Here is a 16,276-nt window from a genome sequence, read left to right on the forward strand (position 1 = left end):
CCGGCGGGGGGGACCGGAAGCCACGGGATACAGGGAAGAAAGGAAGGGGTGCGGGGAGATGAGAAGTCTCGTTCTGCTGGCGATGCTCGGCGTGATGGGCCTCGCCTTCTGGGCCTACGAGGAGAATTACCGGACCCAGGCGGCCGCCCGCGAGGCCGAGCGGCTGAGTGCCGAGATCGGCGCCCTGCGCGAACGGCTGGGGCTGCTGAACGCCGAATGGGCGTATCTCAACAGGCCCGAGCGGCTCGCCGAGCTGGCCGACATCAATTTCGAGGATCTGGCTCTCGTGCCCTTCGCGCCCGAGCAGTTCGGCGCGGTGGAGCAGGTGGCCTTCCCGCCCGACCCGGCCACGCTGATCGTGCGCGAGATCGTGGAGACGCGCGGCGCGCTCGGCGAAGGAGAGGATACGCTGCCATGATTCGCCGACCCCTGCGCCCGCTCGCCCGCATTCTCGCAGCGCGCGCCCAGGGCGGCGACCCCGGCGCCATCGAGGCCGAGAACCTCCGCCTGCGCAACGATGCGCGCCGCGACGAGCTGCGCCTGCGGGCCGAGGGGCGGCTCTTCGTGATGGCGCTGTGCTTCCTCGGGGCTTTCACCGTGATCGGGGCGCGGATGGGTACCCTCGCCGCCTCGGAGCCCGCCGAGCCGCGCCTTGCCGCGTCGGGCGAGGCGATCCGCGCCTCGCGCGCGGACATCACCGACCGCAACGGGCGGGTTTTGGCCACCAATCTCGCCACCCATTCGCTCTATGCACAGCCGGAGCAGATTGTCGACGCGGCGCGCGCCGCCCGCGAACTGGCCGCGATCTTTCCCGAGCTCGACGAGGAGGCGCTGCACCGCCGTTTCACCGACGGGCGCAAGTTCCTCTGGATCCGCAAGACGCTGAGCCCCGAGGAGATGCAGAAGGTGCATGACATCGGCGAGCCGGGCCTGCTGTTCGGCCCGCGCGAAATGCGCCTCTACCCCAACGGGCGGCTCGCCGCGCACATCCTCGGCGGCGCGAGCTTCGGCCGCGAGGGGGTGCATTCGGCCGAAGTCATCGGCACGGCCGGCATCGAGAAGGAATACGACGCCTATTTGCGCGACCCAGCCCTGTCGGGCGCGCCGCTCGTCACCTCGCTCGACCTGACGGTGCAGGCGGTGACCGAGCAGGTCCTGGGGGGCGGGATGCGCCTGCTCAACGCGAAGGGCGCCTCGGCCATCCTCATGGACGTCCATACCGGCGAGATCCTCGCCATGGCGTCGCTGCCGGATTTCGACCCCAACGACCGGCCCGCGCCGCTGACCCGCGGCGAGGCCGCCGACAGCCCGATCTTCAACCGGGCGGTGCAGGGGGTCTACGAACTGGGCTCGGTGTTCAAGATCTTCCCCGTCGCGCAGGCCCTCGAACTCGGGCTCGCCGGGCCCTCGACCGTCATCGACACGTCGGGGCCGATGCGGGTGGGCGGCTTCAGCATCAACGAGTTCCGGAACAAGAATTTCGGCAAGATCAGCCTGGCCGAGATCCTGATCGAGAGCTCCAACCGTGGCACCGGCCGGCTCGCGCTGCAGATCGGGGCGGAGCGGCAGAAGGAATTCCTCGGCCGGTTCGGCTTCCTCGAGCCGACCGATGTCGAGATGGTCGAGGCGCCGACGGGCCGCCCCCTCTTTCCGGAGCGGTGGCAGGAGCTCTCGACCGTGACGATCAGCTACGGCCACGGTATCAGCACCTCGCCGCTGCACCTCGCGGCGGGATATGCAAGCCTCGTCAACGGCGGCACGCGGGTGCGCCCGACACTCCTGCGCCAGTCGGGGCCGCAGCGGGGCGAGCGGCTGGTCTCGGAAGAGACATCGAAGGCGGTGCGCACCATGCTGCGGCAGGTCGTGACCGAGGGCACGGCGAGCTTCGCCGAGGTCGAGGGCTACCACGTCGGTGGCAAGACCGGCACCGCCGACAAGCCACGGGCCGCGGGCGGCGGCTATTACGAGGACAAGGTGATCGCCACCTTCGCCTCGATCTTTCCCGCCCACGACCCCGAATACGTGCTCGTCGTGGCGCTCGACGAGCCGATGGAGACCAGCGGCGAGGAGCCGCGCCGCACCGCCGGCTGGACGGCCGTGCCGGTGGCGGCCGAGATCATCCGGCGCACCGCGCCGCTGCTCGGGCTGCGGCCGAGCGTTGATGCGCCGCCCCTTCCCGCGCTAACACCCGCGTCGAACGGATAGCCGCCGGGGGGGGGCAGGGAGCATGGCCACCGACAAGACGCTCGCCCAGCTGGGCCTCGCCGCGACGAGCGGGCAGGAGGCGCGGATCACCGGCCTCTCGGTCGATTCCCGCTTCGTCAGGGAGGGGCACCTCTTCGCGGCGTTGCCGGGCACGCGGGTGCACGGGGCGGAGTTCGTGCAATATGCCGTGCGCATGGGCGCGGCGGCGATCCTGACCGACGCCGAGGGCGCCAGCATCGCGGCCGACGCGCTCGCGGGCTCTTCGGCCGCGCTGGTCGTGACGGAGGATCCACGCGGCGCGCTCGCGGGCGCCGCCGCGCTGTGGTTCGGAGCCCAGCCCGAGACCGTCGTCGCGGTCACCGGCACCAACGGCAAGACGAGCGTGGCGAGCTTCGCCCGGCAGATCTGGCAGGCGTTGGGCGAGCCCGCGGTCAACCTCGGCACTACCGGCGTCGAGGGCGACTGGGAGGCGCCGCTCGCCCACACCACGCCCGAGCCGATCACGCTGCATCGCACGCTGGCCGAGGCGACGGCGGCCGGCATCACCCATGCGGCGATGGAGGCCTCCTCGCACGGGCTGGCCCAGCGGAGGCTCGATGGCGTGCGGCTGGCGGCGGCGGGCTTCACCAACATCACGCAGGACCATCTCGACTATCACGCCGGCTTCGACGACTACTTCGCCGCCAAGGCACGGCTGTTCACCCGTGTGCTGGGCGACGAGGGCGTGGCCGTCGTCAACACCGACGGCGCGAACGGGCCGCGCATGGCCGACGTGGCCGAGGAGGCGGGTCACGAGGTGATCCGGGTCGGGCGCTCGGAGAACTGCCAGATCCGCCTTATGGGCCTGCGCTTCGAGCCGACGGGGCAGGAGATGCGCTTTGCGTGGAACGGCGCCACGCATCAGGCCAGGCTGCCCCTCATCGGCGGCTTCCAGGCCGAGAACGTGCTCGTGGCGGCGGGCCTCGTGATCGGGGCGGGGGCCGACCCGGAAGAGGTGTTTGCCACACTGCCGCGCCTCGCCGGCGTGCGGGGCCGGATGCAGCTCGCCGCCACGCGCGAGAACGGCGCGGCGGTGTTCGTGGATTACGCGCACACGCCCGACGCGCTCGCCACCGCCCTGCAGGCGCTCCGCCCGCATGTCATGGGGCGGATCGTCTGCGTCTTCGGGGCGGGCGGCGACCGCGACCGAGGCAAGCGCCCGCTCATGGGGCAGGCGGTGGCCGAGCACGCCGAGTCTGCCATCGTCACCGACGATAACCCCCGCAGCGAGGATCCCGCCTTGATCCGCGCCGAGGTGCTGGCCGGCTGCCCCGAGGCGAGCGAGGTGGGGGACCGGGCCGAGGCCATCCTGCGCGGTGTCGATGCGCTGGGGCCTGGCGACGCGCTGCTGATCGCGGGCAAGGGGCACGAGACGGGGCAGGTGGTGGGCGACGTGACCTACCCGTTCGACGATGCCGAGCAGGCGAGCGTGGCCGTCGCCGCGCTCGACGGGCGCGTGTCGTGACCGCCCTCTGGACCTCCGCCGAGGCCGAAGCGGCCACGGGCGGGGGCGCCACGCAGGCGTTCGAGGCGCAGGGCCTCTCGATCGACAGCCGCACCATCGGGCCGGGCGAGTTGTTCGTCGCGCTGAAGGACGCCCGCGACGGGCACGACTTCGTGGCCGACGCGCTGGCCCGGGGGGCGGCGGCCGCGATGGTCTCGCGCGTGCCCGAGGGGCTGACCGAGGACGCGCCCTTGCTGATCGTGGACGACGTGCTCGAGGGGCTGCGCGCGCTCGCCCGAGCCGCGCGGGCGCGCACGGGGGCGCAGGTGCTCGGCATCACCGGCTCGGTCGGCAAGACCTCGACCAAGGAGATGCTGCGCGCGGTGCTGGGCACGCAGGGGCGCGTGCATGCCGCCGAGAAGAGCTACAACAACCATTGGGGCGTGCCGCTGACGCTGGCGCGGATGCCGGCCGATACCGACTTTGCCGTGATCGAGATCGGCATGAACCGGCCCGGCGAGATCGCGCCGCTCGCGCGGCTGGCCGACCTGACGCATGCGCTCGTCACCACTGTCGCGCCCGCGCATCTGGAGGCGTTCGACAGCGTCGAGGGGATCGCGCACGAGAAGGCCTCGATTCTCGAGGGGCTGCGGCCGGGCGGCTGGGCGATCCTGAACGGCGACATCGACTACACGCCGATCCTGCGGGCGAAGGCGCAGGCCGTGGGCGCGCGCGCGGTGCTGTTCGGCGCCTCGGAGGCGGTGGATGCGCGCCTCGTCGAGGTGTTCCTGAAGGACGGGCAGACCGTGGCCCAGGCCGATCTGACGCTGCCGGACCAGCCTCCGCTGCGCCTGCCGTTCAAGCTGCACACGCCGGGCAGGCATTTCGCCATGAACGGGCTGGCGGTGCTGGCCGCCGCCGCCCTGATGGGGGCCGACGTGGGGCTCGCGGCGGGCGATCTCGGTCGCTGGCTGCCCTATGACGGGCGCGGGCGGCGCGAGACGATCCCGCTCGACGCGGCCGACGAGACCCTCGCCTTCGACCTGATCGACGACGCCTACAACGCCAACCCCGCCTCGGTCGCCGCCGCCCTCGACATGCTGGCCGCCTCGCGCCCGACCGACGGGATCGGCCGGGTCGCCCGCGGCCGTCGCATCGCCATTCTCGGCGACATGCTGGAACTCGGGCCGACCGAGGACGAGCTGCACGCCGCCCTTGCCGCCCACCCGGCGATGGCGTCGATCGACCGGGTGCATTGCGTCGGCCCCCGCGCCCGGGCGCTGTGGGCCGCGCTGCCGGGTGCGAAGCGCGGCGAGCATGTCGAGACGGCCGACGCCTTCGCCCGCCGCGTCCGCGCGCTCGTGGACGCGGGCGACATCGTGCTGGTCAAGGGCTCGCTGGGGATCGGGCTGCAGGCGGTGGTTGACGCTCTGCGGAAACTGGGCCAAGCCGCGCCATCCGACTCCGACGACCAGGGCTGAGAGGGGCCCGGCCCATGCTCTACTGGCTTACCGCTTTCTCGGATGGGGGTGATTTCTTCAACCTTTTCCGGTATATCACCTTTCGCGCCGGCGCGGCGTTCTTCACCGCTCTGGTCTTCGGCTTCCTGTTCGGGCGACCGCTGATCGACCTGCTGCGCCGCAGCCAGGGCAAGGGCCAGCCGATCCGCGACGACGGGCCGGAGGGGCACTTCGCCAAGGCCGGCACGCCCACGATGGGGGGCGTGCTCATCCTCGGTGCGCTCACGGTGGCGACGTTGCTCTGGGCGCGGCTCGACAACCCTTACGTCTGGGTGGTGCTCTTCGTCACCATCGCCTTCGGGCTGGTGGGCTTCGCCGACGATTACGCCAAGGTCTCGAAGGGCAACGTGAAGGGGGTGCCGGGGCGCGTGCGCCTCGCCGCCGGCTTCGCGATCGCCGCGCTGGCTGCCATCGCCTGCACCTTCGCCCATCCGGCCGAATTGACCGGGCAGCTCGCCTTTCCCGTGTTCAAGGAGCTCCTGCTGGATCTCGGGCTGATGTTCGTTCCCTTCGCGATGATCGTGATCGTGGGCGCGGCCAACGCGGTGAACCTCACCGACGGGCTCGACGGCCTGGCCATCATGCCGGTGATGATAGCCGCCGGGACGCTGGGGGTGATCGCCTACGCGGTGGGGCGGGTCGACTTCACCGAGTATCTCGACGTGCACTACGTGCCGGGCACGGGCGAATTGCTGGTCTTCGCCGCGGGCCTGATCGGCGGGGGGCTGGGCTTTCTGTGGTACAACGCGCCGCCCGCCGCCGTCTTCATGGGCGATACCGGCTCGCTGGCGCTCGGGGGCGCGCTGGGGGCCATCGCGGTTGCGACCAAGCACGAGATCGTGCTGGCCATCGTCGGCGGCGTCTTCGTGGTCGAGGCGCTGTCGGTGATCATCCAGGTCGCCTATTTCAAGCGGACGGGGCGGCGTGTTTTCCTGATGGCGCCGATCCACCACCATTTCGAGAAGCGGGGCTGGGAGGAGAGCCAGATCGTGATCCGCTTCTGGATCATCTCGCTGATCCTCGCCCTCGTGGGCCTCGCAACGCTGAAGATCCGCTGAGATGGGGAGCGCGGCAGCGGGGGACGGCTTCACTCCAATCCCCGGCCCCCTGCCTGACCCCGTCCGCGAGACGCGGGCGATGATCGCCGGCATGGCGCCGCGGCTGGTGCCGGGCGATGTCTGCTTCGTCACCGTGCACGAAACGGAGGTGGCGGCGCTGCTGCCGTCGGCGCGGGCGATGATGCGGGAGTCAGAGGGGGTGACTCTGGTCCTTCCCCTGGCGCATCCGCGCTGCCCCGACGGCGCGCTCGCCCTGCGCCAGATCACCCTGTCGGTGCGCTCGGCGCTCGATGGCGTGGGGCTCACCGCAGCGGTCTCGGCGGCGCTCGCGGCGCGCGGCATCCCCTGCAACGTGATCGCCGGTGCCTGCCACGATCACCTCTTCGTTCCCGCGACCCGGGAAGAGGAGGCGCAGCAGACCCTCGTGGCTCTCGCCGACGCGACACGCTGAGCGCCTGGCCCACGCCCCCCGCCGGCGCAGGGCCGGCGCGTCAGACGCGCTCCGGTCACCCCAGCCGGGGCGCTCCCGCCTCCGCTCGACGCGCTTGCGCGCCTCGCTCCGTTGGGCCCGGCAGCCGCTGTCGCGGCTGCGGGGGCTCCCTGTCGCGGGCAGACGCGCGAAGGCCGGCGCAGACTCGGGAGGGATCGGTCGGCGCCCGTCTCGGGGCGGCGGGGCTGCACAGCGAGTGCAGGGTCTTCGGCGTCAGCCCGGAGCGACGGGGCGCCAGAGCGCCATTGCGTCGGGGCCGACCCGGCGGAGCGCGGCAAGGCGGAAGCGGGGGGCGGAGGCGAGCGCCTCGACCCCCAGCGCCCCGAGAGCCGGGCGGCCCTCGGCCCCGAGGGCGAGGCCGGCGGTGAAGGTGACGAGCTCGTCCACGAGACCCGCAGCGAGGAGCGATGCGGCGAAGGTGCCGCCGCCCTCGCAGAAGACCTCGCCCAGGCCGCGCGCGCCCAGCGTGGCGAGCAGGGCCGACGGGTCGATCTGGCGGCCGCTCACGGCGGTCTCGACCGTCTCGGCCCCGCGGGCGGCCCAGCGGGAGCGGCGGTCGGGCGTCGCGTCGGGGCCGTGGCAGAGCCAGAGCGGGCCGGCGGCCGGGTCGGCGGCGGAGGCGGCGAGGCGCCCCTCCTCCGGCAGGTCGAGCAGGCGCGAGGCGACGAGGCGAACGGGCTGCGCCACGGGACCGAGGCCGCGCACGTCGAGGCGGGGGTCGTCGGTGCGCGCCGTGCCTCCACCTACCAGCACTGCGTCGGCCCGCGCCCGCAGGGCGTGGACGGCGCGGCGCGCCTCGGGGCCGGTGATCCAGCGGCTTTCGCCGGTGGCGGTCGCAATGCGGCCGTCGCAGGAGGCGGCGAGCTTGAGCGTCAGCCAGGGCCGGCCCCGCACGACCCGCGACAGGAATCCGCGATGAGCTTCGCGGGCCGCCTCGGGCGCGGCGCCGGCGACCACCTCGAGCCCGGCCGCACGCAGGGCCGCGTGCCCCTGACCGGCGGTGCGGGGATCTGGATCCTCGAGCGCGGTGACGACGCGCGCGATGCCCGCCGCCGCCAGCGCGCCTGCGCAGGGGGGCGTCGCGCCTCCATGGGCGCAGGGCTCGAGCGAGACGTAGGCGGTGGCGCCGCACGCGGCGGCGCCTGCGGCGGCGAGGGCCTGAGTCTCGGCATGGGGGCGGCCGCCGGGCGCTGTGGCTGCACGGGCGAGGATGCGACCGTCGCGCACGATCACGCAGCCGACCGAGGGGTTGGGCCACGTCGCGCCGGCGCCGCGCGCCCCGAGGCGGAGTGCAAGGTCGAGGAAACGGGCGTCTGACGCGGTGAGGGTCATGTCCTGCCGGCGGCGCGCGGCGGCCGCGGCCAGGCGCAAGGCGCTTGCAAGCGCCTTGGCCGCGCGCGCGCGCGGCCAACGGCCTTGCAAGGCCGTTCCGCCCGCCCGGGCCGTCGCGACCGCGTCATTCGCCGGGCTGCTCGTGGGGGCGCAACTCGCTGACGAAGCGATCGAAATCGTCGGCTGCCTGAAAATTCTTGTAGACGGAGGCGAAGCGCACGTAGGCGACCGTGTCGATCCGCGCGAGCGTTTCCATGACGATCTCGCCGATCACCTTCGAGGGGATGTCGGTGTCGCCCATGCTCTCGAGCCGTCGCACGATCCCCGAGATCATCTGGTCGACGCGCTCGGGCTCGATCGGCCGCTTCTGCAGCGCGATTCGGATCGACCGCTCCAGCTTGTCGCGGTCGAAATCCTCGCGCCGGCCGTTCGACTTGATGACGACGAGGTCGCGCAGCTGCACCCGCTCGTAGGTGGTGAACCTCCCGCCGCAGGCGGGGCAGAAGCGGCGGCGGCGGATCGCCACGTGATCCTCGGCGGGGCGCGAATCCTTCACCTGCGTGTCGATGTTGCCGCAAAACGGGCAGCGCATGTGGTCCCCTCGTCGTCTGCCTGTTGGGGTCGGACCCCATATCCTGCGGGCGACTATACGCAGGCCGCGAGAGCTTGGGTAGGCCGATTCCGGGCGGTCGGGGCGAGATGTGGCGCAGGAGACTCGCGGCGCGCGACCGGCGGCTGGTCGTGGTCAGATCCGCTCGCAGGTGCCGCGGACCACGCGGCCGGCGCCGGTATCCTCCCAGATGAAGCCGCCATCGGTGCCGATCGTCAGGATGCGCAGCTGCGGCGTGGCGAGGTGGCAGACGACCGGGTCGTAGGGCTTGCGCAGACTCGCACGTGCTCCGTCGATGGCGCAGCGGTCTGCGGCGGGGTCCACCTCGACCTCGAGCACCGTGTCGGGGCCGGCGCATTGCAGCGACAGCGCGGCGGCGGGTCCCGCAGCCAGCGCCGTCAGCAGGCCGAGCGCCCACCCGCGGCAGGGCGCGCTGCGGCGGGTGGTGGCGCGGCGGGGGCCGGTCTCGCGGCCGGGGTCGTTGGCGGCACGGAAGCCGGTGGCGGGACGGGCGCCGGTGGCGGGACGGGCGCCGGTGGCGGGACGGGCGTCGGCGGCGGGACGGGGGCAATGCATGGGGCGGCCTCCGTGTGAGACGGATACAGATCGCCACTATACGCGATCGCGCGAGACTTGCGAGGCGGCTCAGCAGAGCGTGAGCAGGATTTCGCGCTGGTGCGGCCGGTCCCGGTGCTCGTAGAGATAGAGGCCCTGCCAGCGGCCGAGCAGCAGGCGCCCCTCGCTCACCGGCACCGACAGGCTGACCGGCAGGACCGACGCCTTGATATGGGCGGGCATGTCGTCGGGCCCCTCGGTGCGATGGGTGATCCACTCCATGCCCGGCCGGTCGGCATGGGGGGCGAGGCGGCGGAAGAACGCCTCGAGATCGGCGCGCACGTCGGGGTCGGCGTTCTCCTGGATCAGGAGCGAGGCCGAGGTGTGGCGGATGAACACGGTCAGCAGCCCGTCGCAGCCCTGACCGGCCACCCATTCGGCCACCTTCCCCGTGATCTCGACAAGGCCCGGGCCGGGCGTATCGACGATCAGGCGGTGCCGGGCGGACATCGCGTCAGAGCCGCAGCCCGAAACCGAACTTGCGCAGGCTGTCGGGGCAGTAGCCGCGCGCCTGCGCCGCGCGCAGGTTGAAGCCGGGCGTGTCGAGGCTGAGGCCGTAGCCCGTCTCGGGGCCGGGCCGCGGGCCGTCGGCCAGCTCCGGCGGCGGCTCGGTGGTGAAGGTGACGGCGGAACGACCGAAGGAGACGGGGCTCGGCCCCTGCCCGCGCAGGATGTACACGCGATCCGTCGGAGACGCGCCGAGGCGCCGGATCGCGTAATCGCCCGCGGCGCACCAGAAATCGGAGGGCCCCGCCTGCGCGCGGGAGATCACGGCCGCGGTGTTCGGCCGCTGGGGGTCTGGGGCGACCTGCATCGTGTTCCTCGCGCGCCAGATGCTCGCGCTCGCGCTGTCGGCGGCGTTCTGCCCCGGCCCGGCGACCGGCGTGCAGCCACCGAGAAGGGCGGCCAGCAGGGCGGCGACAGCGAGGGGCCGGCGCCCCGGCGATCTCATGTCCGCTTGTTTCAATCGTCGTCCTCCCGGCGGCGGTTGACCGCGTCGCAGAGCGCTTCGGAGAAGGCGACGCTGCGGCTCACCCCCTCGCTCCAAGGGCGAAGGACCACCGCGTCGAGCCCGGCGTTGCGCCCCGAGCCCGGCGGACGCATGGCGAAGACGACCGAGCGCTGGCCGGGGCGCGTCCGGCTCGGGCCGATCGGATGGACGATCTCGACCCGGTCGGTCGCGCGCGCGTCGAGGTGCCGGCGGGCGAAATCGCCGGCCGCGCAGAAGACATCGCTGCCGCCGGCTGCGCGCCCGGGGAACACCTCGAAGCTCGCGGCCTCTCCGGAAACCGACATGCCGTTGCGCGAAAGGCCCGCCTCGGCCGCGGCGGGAGCGACGAGCGCGAGCCCCAGAAGGGCCGTGCCGGCGAGGCGGCGAGCGGCAGCGGGGCGCGGGGCGGCGACAAGGGGGCGGGGCAAGGCGGTCTCCCTCGACAATGCTCTGTCATGTTAACGTAATTGCGGCCGCCGGCGAAGCCACGACGCCGCGACGTCGCGGCGCGTGCGGAAAACCGGCGAGCGACGCGCCGCCGCGGCCGCCCGGGCTGCCCGGGCCACATCCGATCCGGCGCGCCTTGCCTGCGCCGCGTTTGCGTCGCCGGGTCGGAAACGACCGCGCCGCGCGTCGCCGCTCCGTGCCGCGACTGCGCCGTGGCCCCTAAAACTCGCGGCATTCTCCCGCTTCCAAGGGCGCCCGGCGCCGCATTCCCGCCCCATTCGGGGCCAAAGTTCGGCTCCCGAGGGCGGTGCCCGAAGACGGCGTCCCGCCCGACCCCGAGACCGAAGAGCCGGACCCTAACCCTTGACCGACGGCCCGCACATAGACCCCCATGCCGGCGACACCCTGCCGGCCGGCACGCCCCTCCTGCAGGGGCAGTATCTCGTCGAGGGCTTCCTCAACGCGGGCGGCTTCGGCATCACCTACCTTGCGCGCGACAGCCTCGACCGCAGGGTCGTGATCAAGGAGTGCTTCCCCTCCACGATGTGCTGCCGGACCGACGAGATGGTGCGCGCCCGGTCCCGCTCGCACCAGGGCGAGTTCGACGCGGTGGTGCGTCTCTTCGGGCAGGAGGCGCGTCGGCTGGCCAAGCTGGAGCACCCCAACATCGTCGGCGTGCGCGACGTCTTCGAGGAAAACGGCACGGCCTACATGGCGCTCGACTACGTCGACGGGCGCGACATGCTCGACGTGATCGAGCAGGAGACGTGGCGGCTCGATCCCGACACGGTGCGCGAGATCACGCTGCAGCTGCTCGACGCGATCGGGCACGTCCACGCGCGCGGGATGCTGCATCGCGACATCTCGCCCGACAACATCCTGCTCACGGCCGATGATACGCCGATCCTGATCGATTTCGGCGCGGCCCGCGACACCGCCCGCCGCAAGAGCCGGCTGCTCTCGGCGATGCACGTGGTCAAGGACGGCTACTCGCCGCAGGAATTCTACCTCCAGGGCGGCGAGCAGTCGCCCGCCTCCGACCTCTATTCGCTCGCTGCCTCTCTCTATCACGCGATCACGGGCGACCCGCCTGTCTATTCCCACCGCCGGCTCGCCGCCATCGCCGAGCGCCAGCCCGACCCCTACCGCCCCGTCGCCGGCACGGCCGAGGGCTACGACCGGCGCTTTCTCGCGATGATCGACCGCGCGATGGAGGTCTTCTCGCGCGACCGGGTGCAGAGCGCGGCGGAGTGGATGGCGGGAATCGCCGGCACCGGCGCCGCCTGCCCCGAGGCCATGGCCGTCGACGACGCCGAGATCGCCGAGCGCATTCGCCGGCTCGTCGAGGCGACGAATGCCGAGGTTGAAGAGGTGCAGCGGCAGCGTCGGCGCGAGCAGGAGGCGCGGGCGCGGCAGGCCGAGATCGAGGAAGCCGAGCGCGAGGCCGCGCGCATCCGCCGGCTGGAGATGGCCCGGCGCGAGGCCGAGGAGGCCGAGCGGCTCCACCGGGAGAAGCTGTCGCGCGATCCCGGCGGCTGCGCCGATGGTGCGGGGCGCGGCGGTGCCCGCGCGGGGTCGGCGGGTGCGCCGGGGGCGGGCGGCGCGAGCACGGGCGGCGCGATCACGGGCGGTGCGGGCGCCGATGGGGCCGGCCTGCATGTCGTGGCCCATGTGCCGGGCGCGGGCGGCGTCAACCGCGCGGCGCTCCTGCGCGAGCGCTACGAGCGCGCCCGGCGCGAAGCCGAGGAAGAAGCGGCGCGCGCCGCCGGCAAGCCCGTGCCGGGCGACGAGGCGGGCGGCAAGCCCACCCTGCTCGGCCGGGTTCTTGGCGGGGGCCGGCGCCGCTCGAAGGGAATCAGCAAGGTGGAAGGGTGTGGCACATGAAGGTGTTCAGGGAACGCGAGGCAGGGGCCATGGCCGGCCGCTTCTTCCGCAGGGGCGGGGCGGCCCGCCGCCCGGAGACGGCGGGCGACGACGACACCCCTCTGGAGCATCCCGCCGCTCCGGCGCAGGACGCCGCGGGAGCCGGGCGACCGGCGAGCCGGCCGCACACGCGCCCGGCCTCCTCCTGGGACAGCCCCTTCCGGGACGACGACGCCGACCCCCTGGACGCGCGGGACACGGCCGAACCCGCCGACGCGGGCGGCGATCCCGGTGCCAGCCCTGCCCGTTCCGGGGCCTTCCGCCCGGCCATGGGCGCAGCCGCGCCAGGCGACATGCCTGGCGGCTCGTCCGACGGGGCGCCGGGCGTGTCCGTCTCCGACAGTGGCACGCGGCTGCCCGCCGAGGAGCGCCTGCGCCAGTTCACCCGCGGCCGCGTGCGCCTGTCGCGGCCCCGGACTGGCGGGGCGGGCGACCCTGGCGGGCCGAGCGACGACGGGGTGAGCGGCGACCTGTCCGCCGGGGAGGGGGTCTGCGGTGACGGGCTCGGCTGTGACGGTCTCGGTGGGGAAAGGGCGGAGTCGCCCTTCGCCGCGCGCGCCCGCCTCTCGAGTCGCGCCCGTAGCGCGCCGCGCCGCATCTGGGACATCGAGGACGAGGCAGGGGTAGAGGCGGAGCGGGGCGATTCCGCGCCGGACCCGTGGGAGGCGCCCCGCGCGGCCACCCGCGCGCCCGCCTCGCGCGCCCGTCTCGCGCCCGACGGCCGAGCCATGCAAGACGCGCCGCCGCAGCGTCGTGCCGTATCGCCCCCGTCCGCCGCGCACCCGTCCGCCGCGCACCCGCCCGCCGCGCGCGTTTCTTCCGGTCCGCAGGCCGGGCCGCCGAGCGACGAGGACGAGATGATCGCCTATGCCCGCGCGCAGGTGGCGCGTATCGCCGAGGCGGGCATGGCCGAAGACCTCGGCGACGGCCATGGCGCGGGGCGGGCCAAGACGCGGCTGCTCGGCTTCCAGTCGCGCGATTTCGCCGCCCGCGACCCCTTCTCCCAGGGCGCGAGCGATGCCCGTCGCGGCCCGATGTTCCCGATTGGCTGGGTCGTGGTCACCGCCGGGCCGGGGCGCGGCGCCTCCTACGCGCTGACGGCGGGGGTGGCCACGCTCGGGCGCGGCGACGACCAGACCGTGTGTCTCGACTTCGGCGATACCGCGATCTCGCGGCAGGCCCATGCCTCCATCGCCTACGACCCCGAGACCAACTGCGTCTATCTTGGCGCGGGCGCGAAGTCGAACCTCGTTCGCCTCAACGATCGGCCCGTCCTGGCCACCGAGCAGCTCGAGGACGGCGACACGATCCGCATCGGCGAGACCACGCTGCGGTTCGCGGCGCTCTGCGGCCCCGATTTCGCCTGGACCGGTGCCGGCGGCAGCGGCGGCGGGCGCGACGCCGCGGGGGAGGGCTGATGCGGGGCACGGGCGAGGTGCGGCTCGAGGCCGCCACGGGCCTTTCGCGCGGGCGCCGCGCCATGCAGGAAGACGCGGTGCTCTGCGATGTGCCGCAGGGCGGGGCGGCGGGCATCGTGGTGCTCGCCGACGGGCTCGGCGGTCACGCGGGCGGCGCGCTGGCAAGCCGGCTGGCGGTGACGACCGCGCTCCGGGAACTCGCCGGTCACCGCGATGCCGAGGGCGCGCTCTCGGGCCATATCCCGGGCCTCTTGCGGGTCGCGGCCGAGGCGGCGAACCACGCCGTGCTCGCCCAGGCCGACCTTGCGCCCGAGGTGGAGGGGATGGGCACGACGCTGCTCGTCGCGGTGGTGCAGGGGGGCGATCTCTACTGGGTGTCGGTGGGCGACAGCCCGTTGTTCCTGTTGCGGGCGGGCCGTCTGCGCCAGCTCAACGAGACGCATTCGCTGGCCACCCATCTCGACCTGCTGGTGGAGGTGGGCGAGATGACGCCAGAGGCGGCGGCGGCACATCCGGGCCGGGCCTGCCTGACCTCGGCTCTGGGCGCCGAGCCGATCGAGCGGATCGACTGCCCCGACGCGCCGCTGCGGCTGCGCCCGGGCGACGTGATCCTCGCGGCGAGCGACGGCCTGCTGACTCTGGCACCGGGCGAGATCGGCGCCATCGCGGGCGCCCGGGGCGAGCGCTCGGCCGACCTTGCCAGCCGGCTGCTCGAGGCGGTGGCGCGGGCCGGCCAGGCCGAGCAGGACAACGTCTCGCTCGCCGTCCTGCGGGCCGAGCTGGCGGCGCCGCGCGCCGCTCCGCGCGCCGGCTCTGGCCTGCGCGGCGCACTGGGGCGGTTGCTCGACAATCTGCGCGCGGACCATGCGCCAGACCCGGCCCCGTCGCGGGCGGGCCTGCCGGGCTCGGGCCTGCCGGGCTCGGGCCTGCGGGGATCGGGGGCCGCCGGCGGCCTGCCCTCGGCCGCGCGCTCCGCCCTCGAGGTGCAGGAATGACGCCCGCCCGCCGTCTTCTCTCCAGCCCCGTCCATGCGCATCCCTCGCGGCCCGCGCCGAGGCGCGGTCGGCGCCCTGCGCCTGTCCGCCCGCACCGGCCACGGCGTGCCCGCGCCGCGGGCGGTATGCCTGCGCAACGGGTCGTCGTGCGTGTCGCGGCAGGGGGCAGCGCGGCTGGAGCGTCGCGATGAGCGGGGACATGCGAGCCTTCCGGGCGGCCGAGCAGCTCTCGGCCATCCTCGCCAGCGCCGTGCTGCCGCCCTCTGCGCGGGCGCTGGCCGAGCGGGTGGAGGCGCGCCTTTCCGCCCCGGTCCGGATCGCGGTCGTGGGCGTGCCGGAGGCGGGCAAGCGGCGGATCGTCGAGGGGCTGCTCGGCGGCGCGGTCATGCCCGCGGTCGCCGGCCTGCCGCCGGCCGAGATCGCGCTCGGCGCGGGCGACCGGATCGGCGTGGTGGCCGGCGACGGAGCCGAGGCGCGCGTCGACGTGGCCGAGTTCCACCAGCTCGACCCCGCCGATCTCGCCCTGATCCGCCTCTCGGCCCCTCTGCCGCTGTTGGAAAAGATCCGATTTCTCGTCGTGCCGCTCGAGGGTGGGGCGGCCGAGATGCGTGCGGCGCTGGGCTGGACGTTCCGACGCGCCGACATGGTGCTGTGGTGCATGCCGCGCCTGGGCGGCCCCGAGCGCACGCTTTGGCCCGCCATCCCCGAGGGGCTGCGCGATCACGCCTATCTCGCGGTGACCCGGCCCGCCGCATCCCGCCCGGGCGAAGCCGAGCGGATGGAGGCCGCCAACTACTTCGCCGAAATGCGCGACCTGACCGATGGCGAGGGCGCTGCAGAGCGCATCGCCCGCCTGCGCTCGGCATTGCTCGCCCATGTCTCGCGGGCGCGGCGCGAAGATCTCGAGGGCGCACTGCTGTTCCTCGACCACCACCTGTCGCGACCGGTGCGCGACCGGCCGGCGCCACTCGCGTCCTCGGCGACGGCGGCCGGGCCGGCCGGAGCGGTCGGCGCGGCGGCGGCCGGCGCCGCGCCCCGCGCAGGGTCTCGAGGCGCGGGGGGCGCCGTGGCCGACCCCGGATCGCCGTCGACGGCCTTTCCCGAATCGGGGCCGTCGCGCGGCGCCCCGGCCGCGCCCGGCCGCGACGGGCTGCCGGTGCCGGGCGCGGGCGCGCCCGAGCCGGGCGCG

Annotated in this window: 16 protein-coding genes; 10 read left to right on the forward strand and 6 right to left on the reverse strand. The window is 74.0% G+C overall.

From position 1 onward, the window contains the following. Positions 1-58: 58 nt before the first annotated feature. The 6 genes from DLJ49_RS19285 to DLJ49_RS19310 are packed head-to-tail and all read left to right on the forward strand — an operon-like array spanning position 59 to position 6,717. Complete coding sequence (locus DLJ49_RS19285; RefSeq protein WP_115395157.1) at positions 59-418, forward strand: cell division protein FtsL; 360 nt, start codon at positions 59-61, stop codon at positions 416-418. Continuing rightward, positions 415-2,205 (forward strand): peptidoglycan D,D-transpeptidase FtsI family protein, encoded by a 1,791-nt coding sequence (locus DLJ49_RS19290; protein ID WP_115395158.1) that lies wholly within the window; start codon positions 415-417, stop codon positions 2,203-2,205. Before DLJ49_RS19285 ends, DLJ49_RS19290 begins: the two co-directional genes overlap by 4 nt. Before the next feature lie 22 nt (positions 2,206-2,227). Next, on the forward strand, positions 2,228-3,709 hold the full coding sequence (locus tag DLJ49_RS19295; RefSeq protein WP_115395159.1) for a UDP-N-acetylmuramoyl-L-alanyl-D-glutamate--2,6-diaminopimelate ligase: 1,482 nt from the start codon (positions 2,228-2,230) through the stop codon (positions 3,707-3,709). Further along, the gene (murF, locus tag DLJ49_RS19300) at positions 3,706-5,169 is read left to right on the forward strand and encodes a UDP-N-acetylmuramoyl-tripeptide--D-alanyl-D-alanine ligase (RefSeq protein WP_115395160.1); all 1,464 of its coding nucleotides are present in this window, start codon (positions 3,706-3,708) and stop codon (positions 5,167-5,169) included. The genes DLJ49_RS19295 and murF overlap by 4 nt, the downstream gene beginning before the upstream one ends. Positions 5,170-5,183: 14 nt before the next feature. Then, positions 5,184-6,266, forward strand: coding sequence for a phospho-N-acetylmuramoyl-pentapeptide-transferase (gene mraY, locus DLJ49_RS19305; protein WP_115395161.1), 1,083 nt, complete (start codon positions 5,184-5,186; stop codon positions 6,264-6,266). Between the two features lies 1 nt (position 6,267). After that, a complete protein-coding gene (locus DLJ49_RS19310; protein ID WP_199533449.1) occupies positions 6,268-6,717 on the forward strand; it encodes an ACT domain-containing protein in 450 nt (149 codons plus the stop codon). Positions 6,718-6,969: 252 nt separating this feature from the next. Here DLJ49_RS19310 and ribD read toward each other — a convergent pair whose 3' ends face one another. From ribD to DLJ49_RS19345, 6 genes are all read right to left on the reverse strand, one after another. Next, on the reverse strand, positions 6,970-8,088 hold the full coding sequence (gene ribD, locus DLJ49_RS19315) for a bifunctional diaminohydroxyphosphoribosylaminopyrimidine deaminase/5-amino-6-(5-phosphoribosylamino)uracil reductase RibD (RefSeq protein ID WP_115395170.1): 1,119 nt from the start codon (positions 8,086-8,088) through the stop codon (positions 6,970-6,972). Between the two features lie 124 nt (positions 8,089-8,212). Further along, positions 8,213-8,680: a transcriptional regulator NrdR gene (nrdR, locus tag DLJ49_RS19320; protein ID WP_115395163.1), complete on the reverse strand. Its 468-nt coding sequence runs from the start codon at positions 8,678-8,680 to the stop codon at positions 8,213-8,215. Between the two features lie 153 nt (positions 8,681-8,833). Beyond that, positions 8,834-9,274: a hypothetical protein gene (locus DLJ49_RS21910; RefSeq protein WP_158547520.1), complete on the reverse strand. Its 441-nt coding sequence runs from the start codon at positions 9,272-9,274 to the stop codon at positions 8,834-8,836. Between the two features lie 69 nt (positions 9,275-9,343). Next, on the reverse strand, positions 9,344-9,763 hold the full coding sequence (locus tag DLJ49_RS19335; protein ID WP_115395166.1) for a secondary thiamine-phosphate synthase enzyme YjbQ: 420 nt from the start codon (positions 9,761-9,763) through the stop codon (positions 9,344-9,346). A 4-nt stretch (positions 9,764-9,767) separates the two neighbouring features. Continuing rightward, positions 9,768-10,265, reverse strand: coding sequence for a hypothetical protein (locus DLJ49_RS19340; protein ID WP_115395167.1), 498 nt, complete (start codon positions 10,263-10,265; stop codon positions 9,768-9,770). Between the two features lie 11 nt (positions 10,266-10,276). Further along, positions 10,277-10,732 (reverse strand): hypothetical protein, encoded by a 456-nt coding sequence (locus DLJ49_RS19345; protein ID WP_115395168.1) that lies wholly within the window; start codon positions 10,730-10,732, stop codon positions 10,277-10,279. Between the two features lie 382 nt (positions 10,733-11,114). On the opposite strand from DLJ49_RS19345, the gene DLJ49_RS22235 reads away from it, so the two are divergent. The 4 genes from DLJ49_RS22235 to DLJ49_RS19365 form a co-directional block, all read left to right on the forward strand. Then, the gene (locus DLJ49_RS22235) at positions 11,115-12,635 is read left to right on the forward strand and encodes a serine/threonine-protein kinase (protein WP_199533450.1); all 1,521 of its coding nucleotides are present in this window, start codon (positions 11,115-11,117) and stop codon (positions 12,633-12,635) included. Then, entirely contained in the window at positions 12,632-14,092 is a 1,461-nt protein-coding gene (locus tag DLJ49_RS22595) for an FHA domain-containing protein (protein ID WP_233489287.1), read from the forward strand. Before DLJ49_RS22235 ends, DLJ49_RS22595 begins: the two co-directional genes overlap by 4 nt. Continuing rightward, positions 14,092-15,087, forward strand: a complete 996-nt coding sequence (locus DLJ49_RS19360; RefSeq protein WP_115395169.1) for a PP2C family protein-serine/threonine phosphatase — start codon at positions 14,092-14,094, stop codon at positions 15,085-15,087. The genes DLJ49_RS22595 and DLJ49_RS19360 overlap by 1 nt, the downstream gene beginning before the upstream one ends. A gap of 187 nt (positions 15,088-15,274) precedes the next feature. Beyond that, positions 15,275-16,276 (forward strand): hypothetical protein (locus tag DLJ49_RS19365; RefSeq protein WP_369932817.1); only part of this gene is annotated, 1,002 nt, incomplete at its 3' end.

Origin of the sequence: Rhodovulum sp. 12E13 (genome assembly GCF_003340565.1) — a bacterium.
GTDB lineage: Bacteria > Pseudomonadota > Alphaproteobacteria > Rhodobacterales > Rhodobacteraceae > HLUCCA09.

Coding starts and splice junctions, on each gene's coding strand:
- DLJ49_RS19335 (WP_115395166.1), bottom strand. CDS start 9,763: ATGTCCGCCCGGCACCGCCTGATCGTCGATACGCCCGGCCCGGGCCTT.
- DLJ49_RS19295 (WP_115395159.1), top strand. CDS start 2,228: ATGGCCACCGACAAGACGCTCGCCCAGCTGGGCCTCGCCGCGACGAGC.
- ribD (WP_115395170.1), bottom strand. CDS start 8,088: ATGACCCTCACCGCGTCAGACGCCCGTTTCCTCGACCTTGCACTCCGC.
- nrdR (WP_115395163.1), bottom strand. CDS start 8,680: ATGCGCTGCCCGTTTTGCGGCAACATCGACACGCAGGTGAAGGATTCG.
- DLJ49_RS19290 (WP_115395158.1), top strand. CDS start 415: ATGATTCGCCGACCCCTGCGCCCGCTCGCCCGCATTCTCGCAGCGCGC.
- DLJ49_RS19285 (WP_115395157.1), top strand. CDS start 59: ATGAGAAGTCTCGTTCTGCTGGCGATGCTCGGCGTGATGGGCCTCGCC.
- DLJ49_RS21910 (WP_158547520.1), bottom strand. CDS start 9,274: ATGCATTGCCCCCGTCCCGCCGCCGACGCCCGTCCCGCCACCGGCGCC.
- DLJ49_RS19310 (WP_199533449.1), top strand. CDS start 6,268: ATGGGGAGCGCGGCAGCGGGGGACGGCTTCACTCCAATCCCCGGCCCC.
- DLJ49_RS19340 (WP_115395167.1), bottom strand. CDS start 10,265: ATGAGATCGCCGGGGCGCCGGCCCCTCGCTGTCGCCGCCCTGCTGGCC.
- DLJ49_RS19360 (WP_115395169.1), top strand. CDS start 14,092: ATGCGGGGCACGGGCGAGGTGCGGCTCGAGGCCGCCACGGGCCTTTCG.
- mraY (WP_115395161.1), top strand. CDS start 5,184: ATGCTCTACTGGCTTACCGCTTTCTCGGATGGGGGTGATTTCTTCAAC.
- DLJ49_RS22595 (WP_233489287.1), top strand. CDS start 12,632: ATGAAGGTGTTCAGGGAACGCGAGGCAGGGGCCATGGCCGGCCGCTTC.